Source organism: Amycolatopsis sp. NPDC051045 (assembly GCF_040682955.1).
GTDB lineage: Bacteria > Actinomycetota > Actinomycetes > Mycobacteriales > Pseudonocardiaceae > Amycolatopsis.
Genome location: NZ_JBFBCC010000001.1, coordinates 444223 through 463820, shown reverse-complemented (window position 1 = coordinate 463820; position 19598 = coordinate 444223). Strand labels below are relative to the sequence as shown.

Annotated in this window: 17 protein-coding genes; 12 read left to right on the top strand and 5 right to left on the bottom strand. The window is 72.6% G+C overall.

Annotation, left to right across the window (positions count from 1 at the left end; translation table 11 throughout):
- Window positions 1–19 precede the first annotated feature (19 nt).
- Entirely contained in the window at window positions 20–484 is a 465-nt protein-coding gene (locus AB0M80_RS02260) for a hypothetical protein (RefSeq protein WP_364557674.1), read from the top strand.
- Window positions 485–505: 21 nt separating this feature from the next.
- Here the strand turns inward: AB0M80_RS02260 and AB0M80_RS02255 are convergent, their stop codons facing one another.
- Window positions 506–1330: an alpha/beta hydrolase gene (locus AB0M80_RS02255; RefSeq protein WP_364557671.1), complete on the bottom strand. Its 825-nt coding sequence runs from the start codon at window positions 1328–1330 to the stop codon at window positions 506–508.
- 339 nt (window positions 1331–1669) lie between these two features.
- On the opposite strand from AB0M80_RS02255, the gene glmS reads away from it, so the two are divergent.
- Genes glmS through tsaE form a run of 8 tightly spaced genes read left to right on the top strand, consistent with a single transcriptional unit; the run spans window position 1670 to window position 11208 of the window.
- Window positions 1670–3532, top strand: a complete 1863-nt coding sequence (glmS, locus tag AB0M80_RS02250; protein WP_364557668.1) for a glutamine--fructose-6-phosphate transaminase (isomerizing) — start codon at window positions 1670–1672, stop codon at window positions 3530–3532.
- 26 nt (window positions 3533–3558) lie between these two features.
- Window positions 3559–4998, top strand: a complete 1440-nt coding sequence (locus tag AB0M80_RS02245) for an NAD(P)H-hydrate dehydratase (protein WP_364557666.1) — start codon at window positions 3559–3561, stop codon at window positions 4996–4998.
- Between the two features lie 56 nt (window positions 4999–5054).
- Window positions 5055–5888: a DeoR/GlpR family DNA-binding transcription regulator gene (locus AB0M80_RS02240; RefSeq protein WP_364557663.1), complete on the top strand. Its 834-nt coding sequence runs from the start codon at window positions 5055–5057 to the stop codon at window positions 5886–5888.
- Window positions 5878–7323: a xylulokinase gene (gene xylB, locus AB0M80_RS02235; RefSeq protein ID WP_364557660.1), complete on the top strand. Its 1446-nt coding sequence runs from the start codon at window positions 5878–5880 to the stop codon at window positions 7321–7323. The genes AB0M80_RS02240 and xylB overlap by 11 nt, the downstream gene beginning before the upstream one ends.
- A 3-nt stretch (window positions 7324–7326) precedes the next feature.
- Complete coding sequence (gene ugpC / locus AB0M80_RS02230; RefSeq protein WP_364557659.1) at window positions 7327–8418, top strand: sn-glycerol-3-phosphate ABC transporter ATP-binding protein UgpC; 1092 nt, start codon at window positions 7327–7329, stop codon at window positions 8416–8418.
- Window positions 8419–8447: 29 nt separating this feature from the next.
- A complete protein-coding gene (gene alr, locus AB0M80_RS02225; protein WP_364557656.1) occupies window positions 8448–9563 on the top strand; it encodes an alanine racemase in 1116 nt (371 codons plus the stop codon).
- Window positions 9560–10750: an alpha/beta hydrolase gene (locus tag AB0M80_RS02220; RefSeq protein ID WP_364557653.1), complete on the top strand. Its 1191-nt coding sequence runs from the start codon at window positions 9560–9562 to the stop codon at window positions 10748–10750. Before alr ends, AB0M80_RS02220 begins: the two co-directional genes overlap by 4 nt.
- On the top strand, window positions 10747–11208 hold the full coding sequence (tsaE, locus tag AB0M80_RS02215; RefSeq protein WP_364557650.1) for a tRNA (adenosine(37)-N6)-threonylcarbamoyltransferase complex ATPase subunit type 1 TsaE: 462 nt from the start codon (window positions 10747–10749) through the stop codon (window positions 11206–11208). The genes AB0M80_RS02220 and tsaE overlap by 4 nt, the downstream gene beginning before the upstream one ends.
- Window positions 11209–11301: 93 nt before the next feature.
- Here tsaE and AB0M80_RS02210 read toward each other — a convergent pair whose 3' ends face one another.
- From AB0M80_RS02210 to AB0M80_RS02200, 3 genes are all read right to left on the bottom strand, one after another.
- Window positions 11302–12264: a serine hydrolase gene (locus AB0M80_RS02210; RefSeq protein ID WP_364558556.1), complete on the bottom strand. Its 963-nt coding sequence runs from the start codon at window positions 12262–12264 to the stop codon at window positions 11302–11304.
- 113 nt (window positions 12265–12377) lie between these two features.
- Entirely contained in the window at window positions 12378–13706 is a 1329-nt protein-coding gene (locus AB0M80_RS02205; protein WP_364557647.1) for a carboxyl transferase domain-containing protein, read from the bottom strand.
- On the bottom strand, window positions 13699–15123 hold the full coding sequence (locus tag AB0M80_RS02200; protein WP_364557645.1) for an acyl-CoA synthetase: 1425 nt from the start codon (window positions 15121–15123) through the stop codon (window positions 13699–13701). Before AB0M80_RS02200 ends, AB0M80_RS02205 begins: the two co-directional genes overlap by 8 nt.
- 99 nt (window positions 15124–15222) lie before the next feature.
- Here AB0M80_RS02200 and tsaB point away from each other — a divergent pair, with 99 nt between their 5' ends.
- The 3 genes from tsaB to tsaD are packed head-to-tail and all read left to right on the top strand — an operon-like array spanning window position 15223 to window position 17410.
- Window positions 15223–15888 (top strand): tRNA (adenosine(37)-N6)-threonylcarbamoyltransferase complex dimerization subunit type 1 TsaB, encoded by a 666-nt coding sequence (tsaB, locus tag AB0M80_RS02195; RefSeq protein ID WP_364557642.1) that lies wholly within the window; start codon window positions 15223–15225, stop codon window positions 15886–15888.
- Window positions 15885–16364, top strand: coding sequence for a ribosomal protein S18-alanine N-acetyltransferase (gene rimI / locus AB0M80_RS02190; protein WP_364557639.1), 480 nt, complete (start codon window positions 15885–15887; stop codon window positions 16362–16364). The genes tsaB and rimI overlap by 4 nt, the downstream gene beginning before the upstream one ends.
- A complete protein-coding gene (gene tsaD / locus AB0M80_RS02185) occupies window positions 16364–17410 on the top strand; it encodes a tRNA (adenosine(37)-N6)-threonylcarbamoyltransferase complex transferase subunit TsaD (RefSeq protein ID WP_364557636.1) in 1047 nt (348 codons plus the stop codon). The genes rimI and tsaD overlap by 1 nt, the downstream gene beginning before the upstream one ends.
- A gap of 94 nt (window positions 17411–17504) precedes the next feature.
- Here tsaD and AB0M80_RS02180 read toward each other — a convergent pair whose 3' ends face one another.
- Entirely contained in the window at window positions 17505–19382 is a 1878-nt protein-coding gene (locus AB0M80_RS02180; protein WP_364558553.1) for an N-acetylmuramoyl-L-alanine amidase, read from the bottom strand.
- Window positions 19383–19598: the final 216 nt, after the last annotated feature.

Genomic DNA, 19598 nt, shown 5'->3' with positions numbered 1-19598 from the left:
CTATGGCCGAGGAGGGGCGATGAGCAGCGCCGAAGACCGGTATCGCGCGGCGATCTCGACGATGGAGTCCGCAGCGCGGGAGCAGGACGAGCAGCGGGGGCTGCGTGAACGCCGGGTCGCCGAGGCCACCGAGCAGGCGCGCGCCGGGCTGCAGCAGGAGATGGGGGCCGCGCAGAAGTACGCCGAACACATGGACGAGCTCAACAAGCGCAAGCAGAGCGCGGGTGGCTGGGCGACGGAGAAGACGCTGGCCGACAAGTCCCGTGAGTCGCTGATGGAGTTCAGTGTCGCCGACGAGGAGGCGGACACCGGCTACACGAACTACCCGACGCCGAACTACGGAACCCCGGCCGCGGCGGTCCCGCCGCGCCCGGAACCGGCGCCGGAACCGCCGGCCGCGGCACCCGAGCCACCGCGGCGTGGACGGCACGCGCGTCCGCTCGATGACGAGGACGACTTCTCGAGCACCAGCTGGCTGGTCTGAGACCGGAAGGGCCCGTCCGCCTCAGCGGGCGGGTTCTTCTTCCCGCTCGATGGGGGCGCGCTTGACGTCCGCCTCGAGCAGGGGCCGGTACTTGTCGGTGCCGGTCAGGTGGGTCAGGAAGAAGGCCGTGAACAGCGCGCGCGTGAGCTGCTGCGTCTTGCGGTGCGGCTTGCCGTGCAGGAACAGCTGAGACCAGTGCCTGCCCTCGGTGACGCCCAGGTGCGACGCCTTGCCGAGGAAGCGCAGCTGGACGTCGTCGCCGCCCCAGGCGCCCGCGATCGCTTCGGCGTGCGCGACGGCGGGGGCGACCAGGTCGGCCTCGGCGGCGAGGTGCAGGCCGGGAACGGTGATGGTCTTCGCCGACTCGGTCGCCGGCGGCAGCGTCTGGGCGGCGGTGATGGTGGCGACCGCCTTGATCCGCGGCGTCGCGGACCCGGCGTCCTGCGCGGCGGCGAGGACGGCGGACCCGCCACCGGTCGAGTGCCCGGCGAGGCCGAGCTTGGCGGGGTCGACGCTGATGCCGTCCGGGCCGAGCCGCACGGTGGTGACGACGTCGAGGGTGGTCAGCAGATCGGCGGCGAGCAGCCGGTGCGACGGCAGCGGCCCGCGCTGCGTCGCCGGCGCGGCGGCGACGATGCCCCAGCTCGCGAGGTGGCGCAGGAGCTGCCGGTACCGATCGGGCGGCTGCAGCCAGCCGTGCCCGAAGGCCACGGCCGGCAACCCGAGCCCGGCGCGCGGCGTGAAGACCACGCCGGGCAGGCCGACCAGGGCGAGGTTGCCCCGCAGGACCTCGTGCGGACCTGGGTGCGTCAACTCCGCGAGCAGCTGCTTGGGCTTGCTGGCCATGGCCGGAACCCTACTGTGCGGACCCGGCCGGGGCTCGTCCGCCGCCCCGGCGTGCCGCCCGGAGCCACGACACCGGCCGGCTCGCGTACCCGGCCGGCCGACTCGCGTACCCGGCCGGCCGACTCGCGTACCCGGCCGGCCGGGTCGCGTACCCGGCCGGCCGGGTCGCGTACCGGCAGGGTCGGTTCGCCAGCCGACCCTCCCGGCACGCGCCCCGGCCCTCCGGGTCCGCCGGGCGATCCGCATTGGTCCGGACCACAGTGGACGGTGTTCGCGCAGGTCATCGGCCCTTCTTGGACCCCGTCAACCGCGTCTGTGTCCCTCGTTAGGCTGGTGCGCGTGTGTGGAATCGTGGGATATGTCGGGCACCGCCCGGCGCTGGACGTCGTCCTCGGTGGGCTTCGGCGGATGGAGTACCGCGGTTACGACTCCGCCGGGGTCGCGGTCCTCGACGGCGCCGGTGCGCTGACCGTCGAGCGCAAGGCGGGCCGGCTCGCCAACCTGGAAGGCCGGCTCGACGAGGTCGGCCGGGAGAACTTCGGCGGCACCGCCGGCATGGGGCACACCCGCTGGGCCACCCACGGTGCGCCGATCGACCGCAACTCGCACCCGCACCGGGACGCCTCGCAGCGCGTTGCCGTCGTGCACAACGGCATCATCGAAAACTTCGCCTCCCTCCGCGCCGAGCTCGAAGCCGACGGCGTCGAGATGGCCAGCGACACCGACAGCGAGACCGCCGCCCACCTCATCGCGCGGGCGTACACCGAAGGCGACACCAAGGGCGACTTCACCGCCAGCGTGGCGGCCGTCTGCCGCCGCCTCGAAGGCGCGTTCACCCTGGTCGTGACGCACGCCGACCACCCGGACACCATCGTGGCCGCGCGCCGGTCTTCGCCGCTGGTCGTCGGGGTCGGCGAGGGGGAGCACTTCGTCGCCTCCGACGTCGCCGCGTTCATCGAGCACACCCGGGAGGCCGTCGAGCTCGGCCAGGACCAGCTCGTCGTCATCACCCGCGAGGGCTACGACGTCCTGGACTTCCACGGCGACGCGGCCCAGGCCAAGCCGTTCACCGTGGACTGGGACCTGTCGGCCGCCGAGAAGGGCGGCCACGAGTACTTCATGCTCAAGGAGATCGAGGAGCAGCCCGAGGCGCTGGCCAACACGCTGCGCGGGCACTTCGAGTCCGGCCGGATCATCCTCGACGAGCAGCGCATCTCCGACCAGGACCTCCGCGACGTCGACAAGGTCTTCGTCGTCGCCTGCGGGTCGGCCTACCACTCCGGCCTGGTCGCCAAGTACGCCATCGAGCACTGGACGCGCCTGCCGGTCGAGGTGGAGCTGGCGTCGGAGTTCCGCTACCGCGACCCGGTCCTCGACCGCGACACGCTGGTCGTCGCCGTCTCGCAGTCCGGCGAGACGGCGGACACGCTCGAAGCCGTCCGGCACGCCCGCGAGCAGAAGGCGCGTGTCCTGGCCGTCTGCAACACCAACGGCGCGCAGATCCCGCGCGAGTCGGACGCCGTGCTCTACACGCACGCCGGGCCGGAGATCGGCGTCGCGTCGACCAAGGCGTTCCTCGCCCAGATCGCGGCCAACTACCTGGTCGGCCTCGCGCTGGCGCAGGCCCGCGGCACGAAGTACCCGGACGAGGTCGCGCGCGAGTTCGCCGAGCTGGAGGCCATGCCCGCGGCCGTCCAGAAGGTACTGTCCACTGTGGATCAGGTGCGCGACCTCGGCCGCCGGATCGCGGACTCGAAGGCGATCCTGTTCCTCGGCCGCCACGTCGGCTTCCCGGTCGCCCTCGAAGGCGCGCTGAAGCTCAAAGAACTCGCGTACATGCACGCCGAGGGCTTCGCCGCCGGCGAGCTCAAGCACGGCCCGATCGCGCTGATCGAAGAGGGCCTGCCGGTCGTCGTCGTGATGCCGTCGCCCAAGGGGCGCGCGGTGCTGCACTCGAAGCTGGTGTCGAACATCAGCGAGATCCAGGCGCGCGGCGCCCGCACGATCGTCATCGCCGAAGAGGGCGACGAGACGGTCCGGCCGTTCGCCGACGAGCTCATCGAGGTCCCCGCGGTGCCGACGCTGCTGCAGCCGCTGGTGTCCACGGTGCCGCTGCAGGTGCTGGCCGCGGAGATCGCCCGCGCCCGCGGGTACGACGTCGACAAGCCGCGTAACCTGGCGAAGTCCGTTACCGTGGAATAACACAGCGTAAGAGCGGGGGCCGAGCCGTGCAGGGAATCTGGACCACGGAACGGATTCGCGAGGCGGAGGGGCGGGCGTTCGCCGTCACGCCCGAAGGCGAGCTGATGCGCCGGGCGTCCTTCGGGCTCGCGGTGCAGATCGCGGACCTGCTCGAAGACCACACCGGCGGGGTGTCCGGACGCCGGGTCGTCCTGCTCGTCGGCTCCGGGGACAACGGTGGTGACGCGCTGTGGGCCGGGGCCTTCCTGCGTCGGCGCGGCGTCGCCGTCACGGCGATCCTGCTCAGTCCCTCGAAGGCGCACCCGGCCGGGTTGGCGGCGTTGCGCCGGGCCGGGGGCCGCGTGGTGCCCGCCCCGGACGGTCCACAGTGGATCGCCCGCGCCGACGTCGTGGTCGACGGGATCATCGGGATTTCCGGGAAGGGCTCGCTGCGGCCGGACGCCGCGCGGCTCGTGGAGCTCGTGGAAGCGCCGATCGTGGCGGTCGACCTGCCCAGCGGCGTCGACCCGGACACCGGCGCGGTCGACGGCCCCGCCGTGCGCGCGACCCGGACGGTGACCTTCGGCGCGCTCAAGCCGGTGCACGCGCTGGCGCCGTCGTGGTGCGGCGAGGTCGTGCTGGTGGACATCGGCCTCGAGCTGGCCGATCCCGACCTGCGGCGGCTCGACATCGTCGACGTCGCGGCGGCGTGGCCGGTCCCGGGACCGGAGGACGACAAGTACAGCCAGGGGGTCGTCGGCGTCGCGGCGGGCTCGGCGACGTACCCGGGCGCGGCGGTGCTGGCCGCGGGCTCGGCCGTCCGCGCGACCTCGGGCCTGGTGCGGTACGCGGGGCACGCGGCGGACGTCGTCCGGGCGCAGTGGCCGGAGATCATCGCGACCGGCACGGTGGCGGACGCGGGCCGCGTCCAGTCGTGGGCGGTCGGCCCGGGCATCGGCACCGGCTCGGAGGGTCGCGAGGTCCTGCGGCACGTGCTCGGCCAGGGCGTCCCGGTGTGCGCGGACGCCGACGCGACGACGATCATCGCGAAGTCCCCGGAGGTCCTCGACGCGCGTGACCCGGACACGCCGCTGGTCCTGACCCCGCACGCGGGCGAGTACGAGCGCCTGATGGGCCGCAAGCCGGGCGCGGACCGCGTGAGGGCGGCGCGCGAAGCCGCGAAGAAGTACGACGCCGTGGTGCTGCTGAAGGGGCACGTCACGGTGGTCGCGGCCCCGGACGGCCGGGTCGCGGTGAACACGCCCCGAGGAGCCTGGCTGGCGACGGCGGGCTCGGGCGACGTGCTGTCCGGCCTGGTGGGAGCGGTGCTGGCGGCGGGCTTGGACCCGTGGCTGGCCGCGGCGGCCGCGGCCCACGTGCACTCGCTGGCAGGGGCAATCGCGGCGCAGAACGCCCCGACCTCGGCGTCCGGTCTGGTCCACGCGATCCCGGAGGCCATCCGGTCGATCCGCTCGCTAACGTCCTGAGAAGACTTATCGAGTTCTCTGTTAACTTCGGGCGATAGATCTGGTAAGAATGCCGTGTGAGCGGCGGCACAGGAGCGGGAGACCGGAAGACCCGGCCCTCCGACGCCGTCGTCGAGCAGCGGCGGCAGGACATCCTCGACTACGTCATCGAGGAGGGCGAAGCACGCATCGACGACCTTACCGCCCGCTTCAAGGTCAGCCTGATGACCATGCACCGCGACCTCGACGACCTGGCCGAACGCCGGCTCCTGCGCAAGCTCCGCGGCAAGGTCGAGGCCTACCCGGCCCTCACCATCGAGACCGCCGCCCGCTTCCGGGACACCCTCCACCACGGCGAAAAAGAGGCCCTCGGCGACGCGGCCGCCAACCACGTCCAGCCCGGCCAGACCGTCTTCGTCGACGACTCCACCACCCTCCTCCCGCTGGTCAAGCGGCTCGCCGAGATCGACGCCCTCACCGTCGTCACCAACTCGCTGCACGCCGCCCGCCTGCTCGGCCCGAAAAACGACGTCGTGCTCGCGGGGGGCCGCTACAGCTCCGAGTACGACTCCTGCGCCGGCCCCGAGGTCATCAACCTGCTCGACAGCATCCGCGCCGACGTCTCGTTCGTCTCGGTCACCGCCGTCGCCGTCGGGCGCCTGTTCCACCCCGATCGCGACTACGCCGAGCTCAAGAAGGCCGCGCTGAAGGTCGCGAACCACAACGTCCTGGTCGTCGACCACTCGAAGTTCGGCCGCACCGCCACCTACGCGCACGGCGACGTCGGTGACTACGACCTGCTGATCACGGGCCAGGCCACGCCCACCGAGGAGATCGAGGCCGCGCTCAACGCCGGTACCGCGATCGAGATCGTCGAACACGTCGCAGAGGGGCAGCCCTATGACAGCTGAACTGGTCGCCGGCATCGACTCGTCCACCCAGTCGACCAAGGTCGTCGTGTGTGACGCCGAAACCGGCGAGATCGTCCGCACCGGCCGCGCGCCGCACCCCGACGGCACCGAGGTCGGCCCCGCCGCCTGGTGGGACGCGTTCCGGGAGGCGACGAACGGCCTGCTCGACGGCGTCAAGGCCATCGGCGTCGGTGGTCAGCAGCACGGCATGGTCACGCTGGACGAAAACAACGACGTCGTCCGGCCCGCGCTGCTGTGGAACGACACCCGCTCCGCGCAGGCGGCGCTCGACCTGATCGACGAGCTCGGCGGGCCGTCGGCCTGGGCGAAGTCCGTCGGCTCGGTGCCGGTCGCCAGCTTCACCGTCACGAAGCTGCGCTGGATGGCCGAGCACGAGCCGGAGCTCGCCGACCGCGTGACGCGCGTGCTGCTGCCGCACGACTGGCTGACCTGGAAGCTCACCGGCGGCGACCCGGTCACCGACCGCGGCGACGCGTCCGGCACCGGCTACTTCTCGCCGTCCGACAACGCCTACCGCCTCGACGTCCTGAGCCACGCCTTCGGCGGCCGGACGCCGGAGCTGCCGACCGTGCTCGGTCCGGCCGACGCCGCCGGTCACACCCCGGACGGGGTGCTCGTCTCGGCCGGCACCGGCGACAACATGGCCGCCGCGCTCGGGCTCGAACTGCGGCCCGGCGACGTCGTCGTGTCGCTCGGCACCAGCGGCACGGTGTTCGGCGTAGCGGAAGCCGGCGCGGCCGACGCGTCCGGCGAGGTCGCCGGGTTCGCCGACGCCACCGGCCGCTTCCTCCCGCTCGCCTGCACCCTCAACGCCGCCCGCGTCCTCACCGCGACGGCCGCGATGCTCGGCGCGACGCTCTCGGAGTTCGACCGCCTCTCCCTGACCGCCGAACCCGGCGCCGGCGGCCTGACCTTCCTGCCGTACCTGGACGGCGAGCGCACGCCGAACCTGCCCGGCGCCACCGGGTCACTGGCCGGGCTGACCAGGGACAACATGACCCCGGAGAACCTCGCGCGCAGTGCCGTCGAAGGCATGCTCTGCGGCCTGGCCGCCGGCCTCGACGCCGTGCGCGCGCACGGCCTCGACGTCCAGCGCGTGTTGCTGATCGGCGGGGGCGCGCAGTCGCGTGCCGTCCGCGCGGTCGCGCCGCTGGTGTTCGGCGTGCCCGTGCAGCTGCCCGAAGTCGCCGAGTACGTCGCGATCGGCGCGGCGCGGCAGGCGGCGTGGGCCCTGTCTTCGTCGGCGCAGTCTTCCAGTGCGGAACCCCCGTCCTGGCAGGAAAACCAGAAGCTCCGGCTCGAGCTGGACGAGCCGACCGAGGCGCAGCGCGCCGAGGGCCACCGGATCCAGCAGCGCCACCTCGAAGCCCGCGAAGCGGCTTACGGGGTCCGGCGGAATCTCGGAGAGGACTGACCGATGGCTTCCATCACCTACGACAAGGCGACCCGGCGCTACCCGGGTTCGGAGCGTCCCGCGGTCGACGCGCTGGACCTGGAGATCGCCGACGGCGAGTTCCTCGTGCTGGTCGGCCCGTCCGGCTGCGGCAAGTCGACCAGCCTGCGCATGCTCGCCGGCCTCGAGGACATCGACGACGGCGCCGTCTGGATCGGCGACCGCGACGTCACCCAGCTGCCGCCGCGTTCCCGCGACATCGCGATGGTGTTCCAGAACTACGCGCTGTACCCGCACATGACGGTCGCGCAGAACATGGGCTTCGCGCTGAAGATCGCCGGGCGGCCCGCGTCCGAGATCAAGCAGAAGGTCCTGGAAGCGGCGAAGCTGCTCGACATCGTGGACTACCTCGACCGCAAGCCGAAAGCGCTCTCCGGCGGTCAGCGCCAGCGCGTCGCGATGGGCCGCGCGATCGTCCGCGAGCCGCAGGTCTTCCTGATGGACGAGCCGCTGTCGAACCTCGACGCCAAGCTGCGCGTTTCGACGCGTACGCAGATCGCCGCGCTCCAGCGCCGCCTCGGGGTCACGACCGTGTACGTCACGCACGACCAGGTCGAGGCCATGACGATGGGTGACCGCGTCGCCGTGCTGTCGGACGGCCTGCTGCAGCAGTGCGACACCCCGCGCGCCCTGTACGACCGGCCCGCCAACGCTTTCGTGGCCGGGTTCATCGGCTCGCCCGCGATGAACCTGGTGACCGCGAAGCTCACGGCCGACGGTGCCGAGGTGGGCGGCGCGCGCGTGCCGCTGACCCGCGAGACCATCGCCGCGGCCGACGGCGACACCGTGACCCTCGGCTTCCGCCCGGAGGCCCTCGAGGTCGCGGCCACCGAGGACGGCTCCCTGCCGATCAAGGTGGACCTGGTCGAGGAGCTCGGCTCGGACGCGTACGTCTACGGCAAGCTCGCCGAGACCGACGCCGCCGACAACAAGTCCAACGTCGTCGCCCGGGTCGACCCGCGCACGCCGCCGGCCATGGGCGACACCCTGCACCTGCGGATCCGTCCGGACGAGCTGCACGTGTTCTCCGCCACGTCCGGGCTGCGCCTGCCCTGACCTCGGCGCATGGGAAACTGGGAGTCGTCATGACTCCCAGTTCTCCCCGCGCCCAGGTCGACATCGACCTCGACGCGATCCGCCACAACCTCACCCTGCTGGGCGCCCGCGCGCCCGGCTCGCAGGTGATGGCCGTGGTGAAGGCCGACGCCTACGGCCACGGCGCGCTGCCGGTGGCGCGCGCCGCGGTCGAGGCCGGGGCGAGCTGGCTGGGCACCTGCTCGCTCGGCGAGGCACTGGGTCTTCGCGCGGCCGGGATCACCGCCCGGCTGTTCAGCTGGCTGGACACCCCGGACGTCGACTTCGCGCCGGGCATCGAGGCCGGCATCGACCTCGCGGCCAGCTCGCTGGGTGAGCTACGCCGCATCGCGGCCGCCACCGAAGCGGGTACCCGGGCTCGTGTGCACCTCAAAATCGACACCGGGCTCTCCCGCAACGGCTGCCCGCCGTCCGCCTGGCCCGAACTGGTCGAAGCGGCGGCCGCCGAACCGCGGGTCGAAGCCGTCGCGGTCTGGTCACACCTCGCGTGCGCCGACGAACCCGGGCACCCCTCGATCGACCTGCAGGCCAAGCGGTTCGCCGACGCCTACGACGTCGCCCGCGCCGCCGGACTCGACCCGATGCGGCACCTGGCGAACTCGGCGGCCCTGCTGACCCGGCCGGACCTGCACTTCGACGTCGTCCGGCCCGGCATCGCGATGTACGGGCTCAACCCGGTGCCGCAGGACGAAGACCTGCGCCCGGCGATGACGTTCCGGTCGGCGGTCGCGCTGGTCAAGCGGATCGAGGCCGGCGAATCGGTGTCCTACGGGCACACCTGGACCGCTTCACGGGACACGAATCTGGCGCTCGTCCCGGCCGGGTACGCCGACGGCGTCCCGCGGTCGCTGTCCGGACGCATGGACGTCTGGATCGGCGGCCGGCGGCGGCCGGTCGCCGGGCGGGTCTGCATGGACCAGCTGGTCGTCGACTGCGGCGACCACGAACCGGCCGTCGGCGACGAGGTCGTCCTGTTCGGCCCTGGCACGCACGGCGAGCCGACCGCCCGGGAATGGGCCGACAAGCTGGGCACCATCGACTACGAGATCGTGACCTCGATGTACCGGCCGCGGGTGCGGCGCCGGTATCTGGGGGAGCGGTCGTGACACCTTCACGTCGACTACTGGCCATCGCCGGCGGGGTCGGGGCCCTGGCCACCGGGACCGCCGCCGTCATCGCCGTCGCCGCGCAGCAGCGTCGGCACAGTGAGGCTTATTCAGCCGTCGGCCGCCACACGGCTTCTGCGCTGACCAGGAGCACGCCGGTGGGCGGCGGCGGCCTAACCAGAATAAGCCTCAGTGAGGATCCGTACGTGGACGAGCCGCTGGGGGAGCTGAGGGCGGACCGGACTTCCACGGTCGCCGCCGAGGACGGCACGCCGCTCTCGGTCGAGGAGATCGACCCGGAAGACGGCGGGGAACCCGAACTGACGGTCGTGGGAGTGCACGGCTTTGCGCTTTCACGGCGTTGCTGGCACTTCCAGCGCCGCGACCTCGCGTCGTTGCGGCTGCCCCGCGTGCGGCAGGTGTACTACGACCACCGCGGCCACGGGCTTTCCGGCGCGGCTTCCACCGAGACGTCGACCATCGAACAGCTGGCGCGGGACCTGGACTGCGTGCTGCGGTCCGTGGTCCCGGAGGGGCCGGTCGTGCTGATGGGGCACTCGATGGGCGGCATGGTGATCATGGAGCTGGCCGCCGAGTTCCCCGAGATCTTCGAAGACCGGGTGTGCGGCGTCGCGTTCATCGCGACCGCGGCGGGCGAAGTGGGCGCACGCGGGTTGCCGCGTTCCCTGCTCTCGAAGTACAACCCGCTGACGCGCGCCGCCGGCGGGCTCGCGGGCTGGCAGCCGGGGCTGGTGGAGTTCGTGCGCGCGGCGGGCGGGCAGCTGACCCGGCAGGCGGTGCGCCGGCTGGCCTTCGGCAGCCGTGACGTCGCGCCGCGGCTCGTCGACTTCATGCTCGAGATGCTGGAAGTGACGCCGGTGCGCGGGCTCGTCAACTTCGTCGACACGCTCGGCAGCCACAACCGGTACGCGGCGCTGGCCGGCCTGAAGCACGCGGAAGTGCTGGTCATCGGCGGCGACTCGGACCGGTTCACGCCGTTCTCGCACGCCGAGCGGATCGCGGCCGAGCTGCCCGACGCCGAGCTGGTGCGGGTCCGCGGCGCCGGGCACATGGTCCAGCTCGAGCAGCCCGAGCTGGTGAACAGCCATCTGATCGATCTCCTGCAACGCTGTTCCGATGCGGACGGCGTGACCTCGTCCCGGCGAACCTGGTGGTGGCAGCGTTGAGCATGGTGTTTCCCACGCCCGAAGAGACAATGGACTTCGGGCGGGCCCTCGGCCGCGTGCTGCGCGCGGGCGACCTGGTCCTGCTGGCCGGGCCGCTCGGCGCGGGCAAGACGACGCTGACCCGCGGCATCGCGGACGGCCTCGGCGTCGGCGGCCGAGTCAGCTCCCCGACGTTCGTCCTGGCCCGCGTCCACCCGGCGGGCACCGCGGGCGTGCCGCTGGTCCACGTGGACGCGTACCGCCTGGGCGGCGACCTGTCCCAGCTCGACGACCTGGACCTGGACACGGACCTGGAGCGCTCGGCGATCGTGGTCGAGTGGGGCGAGGGCTCGGCGGAGCGCCTGTCGGACGACTACCTGGTGGTCCGGCTGGACCGCCGCGAGGACGATGTCCGCGAAGTGACCCTGGAACCGCACGGCACCTGGGCCGACCGCACTCCGGACCTGGTGCGGGCGTAAGTCCGCACCGGGTCGTGCCAATCGGGGTTCGGAACTGCCGGAGGGCAGCGACCGCCCTGTGTCCACGGTGGTCGCTGCCCTCTGTAGCTGCTCTCAGCCGCCGTTGGACGGCTGGTAGACCGGTGCCCGGAATGCCTTGGTGCCGGCGCCCGCGATCTTGTCGACCGCGCGCAGGAACTTCGGTCCCATCTTCGCGGTGGCCTGCCGGACCGGGTGCGTGGCCCCGAAGTCCTCCGGGGTCGCCTGGCCGTGCGCGAACATCGAGTAGATCAACACCGGCTTGCCCGCGGCGTCGAACATGATTCCCGCCTCGTTGCGGCCGTCGTTCAGCCAGCCCGCCTTCGTGGCGATCCTCGCCCGATCGACGGACGACATCTCACGCCGGATACCGTCGGTGAACGCCACCTGCGACCGCAGGATGGACAGCAGGTAATCCGTCGACGCCGGGCTCAGCAATGTCCCCGCGAGCAGCGCCTTCAGCAGGTCGTGGGTCTCGCGCGGAGTGGTCTTGCCGAGGAAGTAGCGGTTCGGGTTGGCCACCGGCGTGACCTGGGTCTTGGGGAAGCCCTTGGTCACCAGGATCTGGTTGATCTCGGCCGCCGGAACCACGAGCCCCACCAGCCGGACGCACGTGTCATCCGAAACAGTGAGGAACAGCGACAGGACGTGACCCAGCGTGAACGCGCTCGGGTACGCCTTGTCCAGGATGATGATGCCGTCGCCACCCGGCACGACGATGCTCTCCGGCACCTGGACCTGCTGGTCCAGCGTGAGCAGGCCACGGTCGATCTTGTCCATCAAGGCGACCGCGACGGCCACCTTGTTGACGCTGTACGCCTCGACGATCTCGTCGGCCGCCACATCAACGGCCACCTGGTCGGCCACGCTGATGTAGGAGTTCCAGATGCCGCCTGCCTCAGCGGCCGCGTTGTCGTAGACGCGCTTCACCTTCTGCCTGGCCCGGTCCGGTGTGGCCGGGCTGGCCTCGATGTCTGCTTCCTGCGCGAACGCGGGAGAGCCGGCCAGAATGCTTCCAGCGGCGACAGCGGTCCCCAAACCGAACGCCGCTCGCCTGTTGAGTCGATACCCCATCGCAAGATCCAACCACGGATGGATGAACCGAAACACCTCATCGAGGAATACCGTGCCGCCGACGGCCGCGACGTCGATCAGCGAGCCGGACTCACCACCGCCCGCGCCACGCCCAGGTCCACCAGGTCCTGCGGCCGCAGGTGCAGCTGGTTGGCGATGTCCGGCACCTCCGTGGCCGGGCGCTTGAGGATCGCCGCCGCGGCCTCCGGCGACGTCACCGAGAAGTAGGCGTCCGGGGCCACCCACGTCGAGCCGGCCGCGGCGAACGCCAGCGCTCCGCCCGAGCCGCCTTCGCCGATCACCAGCGTCGTCACCGGGACCGAGGCCGTCGCGACCGCCTCGAACATCTCCGCGATCGCGCCGCCCGCGCCCGCCTGCTCCGCCGCCGCGTCGTTCGCCGCGCCCGGGGTGTCGACCAGCGTCAGCACCGGGATGCCCAGGCGCGACGCCAGCCGCACCAGCCGGGCCGCCGTCCGGAAGCCCGAGGGCAACGTCGGCGTGCCGCACTGGGCCGCGTACGCGATCGTCCGCCCGTCGCGCCAGCCGAAGCCGCACGCGACACCGGGATCCGTGCCGCCGACGCGGTCGCCGCTGACGTCCTCCCGCCAGTCGAAGTACGCGTCGAGGTACTCCGGCGCCCGCGCCCGCGATGGTGACCGCGCCGCCTGGACCGCCTCCCAGCCCGTCGAAGGCACCGAAACGGCCCGCAGCGCGGACGGCGGCGGAGCCGCGGCCGACGAATGCGCGGTCAGCAGCCGCAGCCACCGTTCCAGCGCCGCGCCGAGTTCCTCCGGTGCCACCACGGCGTCGACCTGACCCCAGCCGAAATGCGCCTCCGCGGTGTACGCCTCCGGCGAGCCCGCCGGGCGCACCCGCGAGCCCGCGAAGCCGACCTGCGCTTCCGGCAGCGCGAGGATGACGTCGGCGCCCGCACCGAGCGTCGCCCAGCCGCCGCCGGTCGTCGGGTCGCGCAGCACCGAGATCTGCGGGACGCCCACCGAACGCGTCAACGCCGACGCCCGCGCGACCCGCTGCAGCTGCATCAACGCCCGCATGCCCTGCTGCATCCGGCTGCCGCCGGTCGCGATCAGCGACACCACCGGCAGCCGCACGTCGCGGGCGTGCGCGAACGCCGCTTCGATCCGGTCGCCGGTGCGCTGCCCGAGCGAGCCGCCGAGGAACCCGAACTCGAAGGCGATCAGCACGGCTTCGACGTCGCCGATCTTCGCCGTCCCGCAGAGGACCGACTCCTTTTCGCCGGTGCGTTCTTCCGCGGCGGTGCGCGCTTCGCGGTAGCCCGGCCAGCCGATCGGGCCGTCCGCGGGCTCGTCGCGCAGCGGGGTGGCGAACTCCGCGAAGCCGCGCGCGATGGCGCCGAGGATCTCGCGCGCCGGCAGCCTAGGCACCGAGTGCCCGCTTCACGACCTTGCCCATGTCGTTGCGCGGCAACGCGTCCAGGAACCGGACGACCCGTGGGCGCTTGTGCGGCGCGAGCAGCCGGGCGACGTGGTCGGCGAGCTCTTCGGCCGACGGAGGCTCGCCGTCCGGCACGATCCACGCGACGACCCGCTCGCCGAGATCGTCGTCCGGCTCGCCGGTGACGGCCGCTTCGGCGACTTGCGGGTGTTCGAGCAGCGCGTTCTCGATCTCGCCCGCGCCGATCTTGTACCCTCCGCTCTTGATCAGGTCGGTCGCCTTGCGCCCGACGATCCGGACGTACCCGTCGGCGTCGCGCGTCGCCATGTCGCCGGTGCGGAACCAGCCGTCGTCGAACGCGGCCGCGGTCGCGTCCGGCCGGTTGAGGTACTCGGTGAACAGGTTGGGGCCGCGGACCTGGATCTCGCCGACGGTTTCGACGTCGTCGAGCACCTCGCCCGCGTCGCCGACCAGCCGCAGCTCCACCCCGCGCAACGGCACGCCGACCGTGCCGGGCTTGCGCTCGCCGTCCGCGCGGACGCTGGTGTTCATCAGCGTCTCGGTCATGCCGTAGCGCTCGACGACCTGCTGGCCCGTGGCCGCGGTGATCCGCTGGTGGTCGTGCACCGGCAGGGCCGCCGACCCGGAGACCAGCAGCCGCGCGCCCTTGAGCGCCTCCACCAGCGCGGGGTCCGCACCGACCTCGCCGGCGATGCGGTGGTACATCGTCGGGACGCCGAACAGCATCGTCGCCCCGGCCGTCAGCTCCCGCGCGACGCCGTCGGTCGAGAACCGGCCGAGGTGGCGCACCGAACCGCCGCGGCGCAGCGGGCCGAGGATGCCGAGGATCAGCCCGTGCACGTGGAACAGGGGCAGCGCGTGCACCAGGGTGTCCGCGTCGGTCCAGCCCCAGGCGTCCTCCAGGGCGTCCAGTGTGGTCGCGAGCGCCCGGCGGGGGAGCACGACGCCCTTCGGCGGGCCGGTGGTGCCCGAGGTGTAGACGATCAAGGCGGGGGACTCGGGGTCCGGTTCGTCCGGGATGGACGTGCCCTCGCCGGTGAGCGGGATGTCGCGGCGCGGCAGGCCCGCGAGCCCGGCGGGCAGCTCGACGCCCGGCTCGGCCAGGACGAGCGCGGGTTCGCTGTCGGCGAGGATGTGGGCGAGCTCGCGTTCGCCGATCTTGGGGTTGAGCGGCACCGCCGGCACCCCGGCGAGCAGCGCGGCGACGACCGCGACGCTCGTGTGCACGGTCGGCGTCGCCCACACCGCGACCCGGCCGGGTGGCAGCTCGCGGGCGAGACCGCCGGCGACAGCGGCGAGGTCGTCGTAGGTCAGGGTGTGGTCGCCGAAGCGCAGGGCTTCCTTCGCGGCGCCGGCGACGAGCGTGGGGAACAACGGGTCGGGCACCGCGGGGACCTCCCAGTGTCGGACTCCAGTCGCACGTTACCGTGCGGATCCGTCCCCTGCAGCAACCAGCCGAAGGCGCTGGTCGTAGGCTGGGACACCGTGTTGGTACTGGCGATCGATACCTCGACCCCGGCGGTGACCGCGGGCGTCGTCGCGCTGGACGGCGATTCGGTGGAGACGCGCGGTGACCGCGTCACGGTCGACCCCCGCGCCCACGGAGAGCTGATCACGCCGCACGCGCTGGCCGCCGCCGAGGCCGCCGGGGTGACCCTCAAGGACCTCGACGCGATCGTCGCCGGCGTCGGCCCCGGGCCGTTCACCGGCCTGCGCGCCGGGATGGCCACGGCCGCCGCGCTCGGCCACGCCCTCGGCATCCCGGTGTACCCGGTCTGCAGCCTCGACGCGCTGGCCGCCGACGTCGCACCGGGTGACAACGCTTTCCTCGTCCTGACCGACGCCCGGCGTCGCGAGGTCTACTGGGCCGCCTACGACGCCGCGGGGCGGCGCACCGACGGCCCGCACGTCCAGCGGCCCGCCGACCTCGAGACCGACGTCGAGGTGGCGGCCGGGGACGGCGCCCTCCTCTACGCCGCCACCCTCGACGTCCGGCCGATCGAGCCGCGCTTCCCGTCGCCCGCCGGGCTGGTGAAGGTCGCTCGGAGCGCCTTGCTCGCGAAGGAACCGCCCGCCCCGCTGACGCCGCTCTACCTGCGCCGTCCCGACGCGGCCGAGCCCGCCGCGCCGAAACGGGTGACCGCTCCGTGAGACTCGAGCCCTTGCGCCGCATGGACATCGCCCGGTGCGTGGAGATCGAGAAGATCCTGTTCCCCGGCGACGACCCGTGGAGCGCCCGCGCCTTCCACTCCGAACTGGACGTGGGCAACTTCTACCTCGCCGCGCGCCCGGACGAGGGCGACGAACTGCTCGGCTACGCCGGGCTGGCCGTCGTCGGCCGCCGCCGCGGCGAGTACGAGGCGACCGTCCACACCATCGGCGTCGCGCCCGAACACCAGGGCCAGGGCATCGGCAAGGCGCTGCTGCAGGCGCTGCTGACCCGCGCCGACGAGTTCGAGGCGCCGGTCTTCCTCGAGGTCCGCACGGACAACACCACCGCGCTCGCCCTGTACGAGCGCCACGGCTTCGAACGGCTCGGCATCCGGAAGCGCTACTACCAGCCTTCCGGCGCCGACGCGTACACGATGGTCCGCCCGGCGCGGACCCGAGACGGGGTGACGCGCTGATGGCCCGCATCATCATGGGCATCGAAAGCTCGTGCGACGAGACCGGCGTCGGCCTGGTCCGGCTGCACGACGACGGCACGGTCGAGCTGCTCGCGGACGAGGTGGCCTCCAGCGTCGAGCAGCACGCCCGCTTCGGCGGCGTGGTGCCCGAGGTCGCCAGCCGCGCCCACCTCGAAGCGATGGTCCCGACGGTCGAGCGGGCGTTCGCCACAGCGGGTCTCTCACTGTCCGATGTGGACGCCATCGCGGTGACGGCGGGACCGGGACTGGCGGGCGCGCTGCTCGTCGGCGTCTCCGCGGCGAAGGCGTACGCGACGGCGCTGGACGTGCCGCTGTACGGCGTCAACCACCTGGCCGGGCACATCGCGGTCGACACGCTGCAGCACGGGCCGTTGCCGGTGCCGTGCCTGGCCCTGCTGGTCTCGGGCGGCCACACGCAGCTGCTGCGCGTCGACGACATCGCGTCTTCGATCACCGAACTCGGGTCCACTGTGGACGACGCGGCCGGCGAGGCCTACGACAAGGTGGCCCGCGTCCTCGGCCTGCCGTACCCGGGTGGCCCGCCGATCGACAAGGCGGCCAAGAACGGCGACCCGACGGCGATCGCGTTCCCCCGCGGCATGACGGGCCCGCGCGACGCGAAGTTCGACTTTTCCTTCTCCGGCTTGAAGACGGCGGTCGCGCGCTGGGTCGAAGGCACCGCTCGCCGCGGCGGGGAAATCCCGGTGGACGACGTCGCGGCTTCGTTCCAGGAGGCCGTCGCCGATGTGCTGACCGCGAAAGCGATCCGCGCGGCCAAGGAGCAGGGGATCGGCACCATAGTGATTTCCGGCGGCGTGGCGGCGAACTCCCGGCTGAAGGAGCTGGCGGCGGAGCGCTGCGCGGCGGCGGGCATCGAGCTGCGGGTCCCGCGCCCGCGCCTGTGCACGGACAACGGCGCGATGATCGCGGCACTGGGCGCGCACGTGGTGGCGGCGAAGCGCCCGACGGCACCGCTGGAGTTCAGCGCGAACCCGGCGTTGTCGGTCGAGGTGGTTTCGCTCTAGCGTCGCGCGTTCGCGTGCCGGGCAGTTCGTCGATACCGGTTCTGCGATACCTGAGTGGAGGCCGCGCTCGACGCGCGGCCTCCACCCCGGTGCGTCAGAACGCCGGGACGATCCGGACGTCGTCCGCCTTGACGAACGCGATCCGGTGCCCGAACTGGATCTGGACGTACTTGAGCTTGCCCTTCACCACCACGTGGTTCGCCGGGTCGAACGTGGTCGCCGAGTAGTACTCCGAGCCGACCGTGCCGCCCGACGAGTACTTCTGGCCGGCGAGCAACGTGTACGGCAGCGGCGCGATCGCCTGCACCGGCACGGTGGCCGGGTAGGCCTCCGGCTCGGGGTAGGCGCGCCCGAACACCGGCACCGACGTGACGCCGGGCTTCGGCGTCACGACCCAGCCGATCGCGGGCTTCGCGACCCGGGCGTTGCGCGGGTTGTGGAACCAGCCCTTCTGCCCCAGGTACCAGATCGCCGTCCAGTCGCCGCTGACGCCGGCGACGGCGTACCGCTGCCCGGTCGCCGCGCGGCTGCCGACGTCGGAGACCTCCATCGTGGACGCCGCGCCCGTCGGGTGCAGGCCGACGTCGACCAGCAGCGGGGACGCCTCGTCGGGCTGCGAGTGCAGCACGACGGCCTCCGAGCCGCGCCGCACGCAGGCGGTGCCGGGGCCGTCGCAGCCGGTGAACGCGGGCTGGTTCTTCGCGAAGTCCGGGTCGATGGTGACCAGCGACGAGCCGGGCAGGCCGAACCCGCCGAGCGGCGCGCCCATCAGGTCGAAGTAGTGCGACCAGTCCCAGTAGGGGCCCGGGTCCCAGTGCATGCCCCGGATCGTCGCGGGGGTCGTGCCCGGCACGTTGTCGTGGCCGATGATGTGCGCCCGGTCGAGCGGGATGCCGTACTTGCGCGAGAGGTAGCCGACGAGCTTCGCGCTCGAGCGGTACATGGCCTCGGTGTACCAGGTGCCCTTCGCGGCGAAGCCCTCGTGCTCGATGCCGATCGACTTCGCGTTGACGTACCAGTTGCCGGCGTGCCAGGCGACGTCCTTGGTCGGCACGTGCTGCGCGATCAGGCCGTCGGCCGAGCGGATGGTGTAGTGCCAGCTCACGTACGTCGGGTCCTGGACGAGGTCGAGGACGTTGTTCCAGTAGCCCTCGGTGTCGTGGATGACGATGTGGTCGATCTTCTGGCTGTTCGGCCGGTCGGCGAGGTCGTGGTTGCCGTAGTCGTCCTTCGGCAGCTCCTGGTACGGCGCGGGGACCGACTCGCAGGCGACCCGCTTCGGGCACTCGACGTTCGCGGCCGCCGTTTCGGCGTGCTGCGGGAGGGCCAGGTCCGGCGTCGGGCTCAGCGTGACCTGCTGGCCGTCGTCGGTCGTCCGGGCGGTCCCGGACTTGATGGTCTCGAACACCTCGTCGGCGAAGGTCTGCGCGGCAGCCTGGTCGGCGGAGCCGCTGTACCGCGCGACGGCGCCGTACCAGTCCTGGGCGCCGAGCTCCCGCTGGTACTTCGCGAGCAGGGCGGCGCCGCCCCGGATGTTCTGGGTGGGATCGGTGCGCACGGTCGCCGCGTCGGTGCCGAGGAGCCGCGCGGCCTCGTCGACGGTCTGCAGCGTGGGCGGCGGGGTGGCGGGCCCGGCCTGCGGGTGCCGCGCGGGGCGTGCGTCGTCGCCGCGCGGGTCTTCGGCCCCCTCGTCGTGGTGCGTGCCACCGGTGCCGGCTTCGCGCAGGTCGGTGAGGTGCATCGGGCCGTACCCGGCGGAGGTGCTCGGCGTGCCGGCGTTGAAGTCCCACCGCGACTCGAGGTAGGAGACGCCGAGCAGGACGTTCTGCGGAACACCGAACTCACTCGCGGCGGCGGCGAAGTCGCGCTGCCGCTGGCCGGTGGTGTCGGCCTGGGCCGGAGCAGCGGCCAGGCCGGAGAGGAGAGCGACGGCGGCGGCTACGGCCGCCGTTCTCGGAACGGGGCGGGACATGGGCATGAACCCCCAGGGTGCAGGTGCCAGAGGTGAGAACCTAACCAGAAACCCACGCCGGGGGTAAGGGGCGCGTCCGACCTGCCCGGGAGACGGGGATATCGCCCTTCGGGTGGACCCTGGTTGCACGGCTGGCACTCCCGTGGCTAGAGTGCTAATCGCACGGCCCGACAGCCCCGGCACCCGCGACGGCGGGGGTGGTAGAGCCGTAACCAC

Bases quoted from the DNA above. Each gene is read 5' to 3' on its own strand.
- AB0M80_RS02260 (WP_364557674.1), top strand. From the start codon at position 20: ATGAGCAGCGCCGAAGACCGGTATCGCGCGGCGATCTCGACGATGGAG.
- AB0M80_RS02255 (WP_364557671.1), bottom strand. From the start codon at position 1,330: ATGGCCAGCAAGCCCAAGCAGCTGCTCGCGGAGTTGACGCACCCAGGT.
- xylB (WP_364557660.1), top strand. From the start codon at position 5,878: ATGACAGCTGAACTGGTCGCCGGCATCGACTCGTCCACCCAGTCGACC.
- ugpC (WP_364557659.1), top strand. From the start codon at position 7,327: ATGGCTTCCATCACCTACGACAAGGCGACCCGGCGCTACCCGGGTTCG.
- alr (WP_364557656.1), top strand. From the start codon at position 8,448: ATGACTCCCAGTTCTCCCCGCGCCCAGGTCGACATCGACCTCGACGCG.
- tsaD (WP_364557636.1), top strand. From the start codon at position 16,364: ATGGCCCGCATCATCATGGGCATCGAAAGCTCGTGCGACGAGACCGGC.
- AB0M80_RS02180 (WP_364558553.1), bottom strand. From the start codon at position 19,382: ATGTCCCGCCCCGTTCCGAGAACGGCGGCCGTAGCCGCCGCCGTCGCT.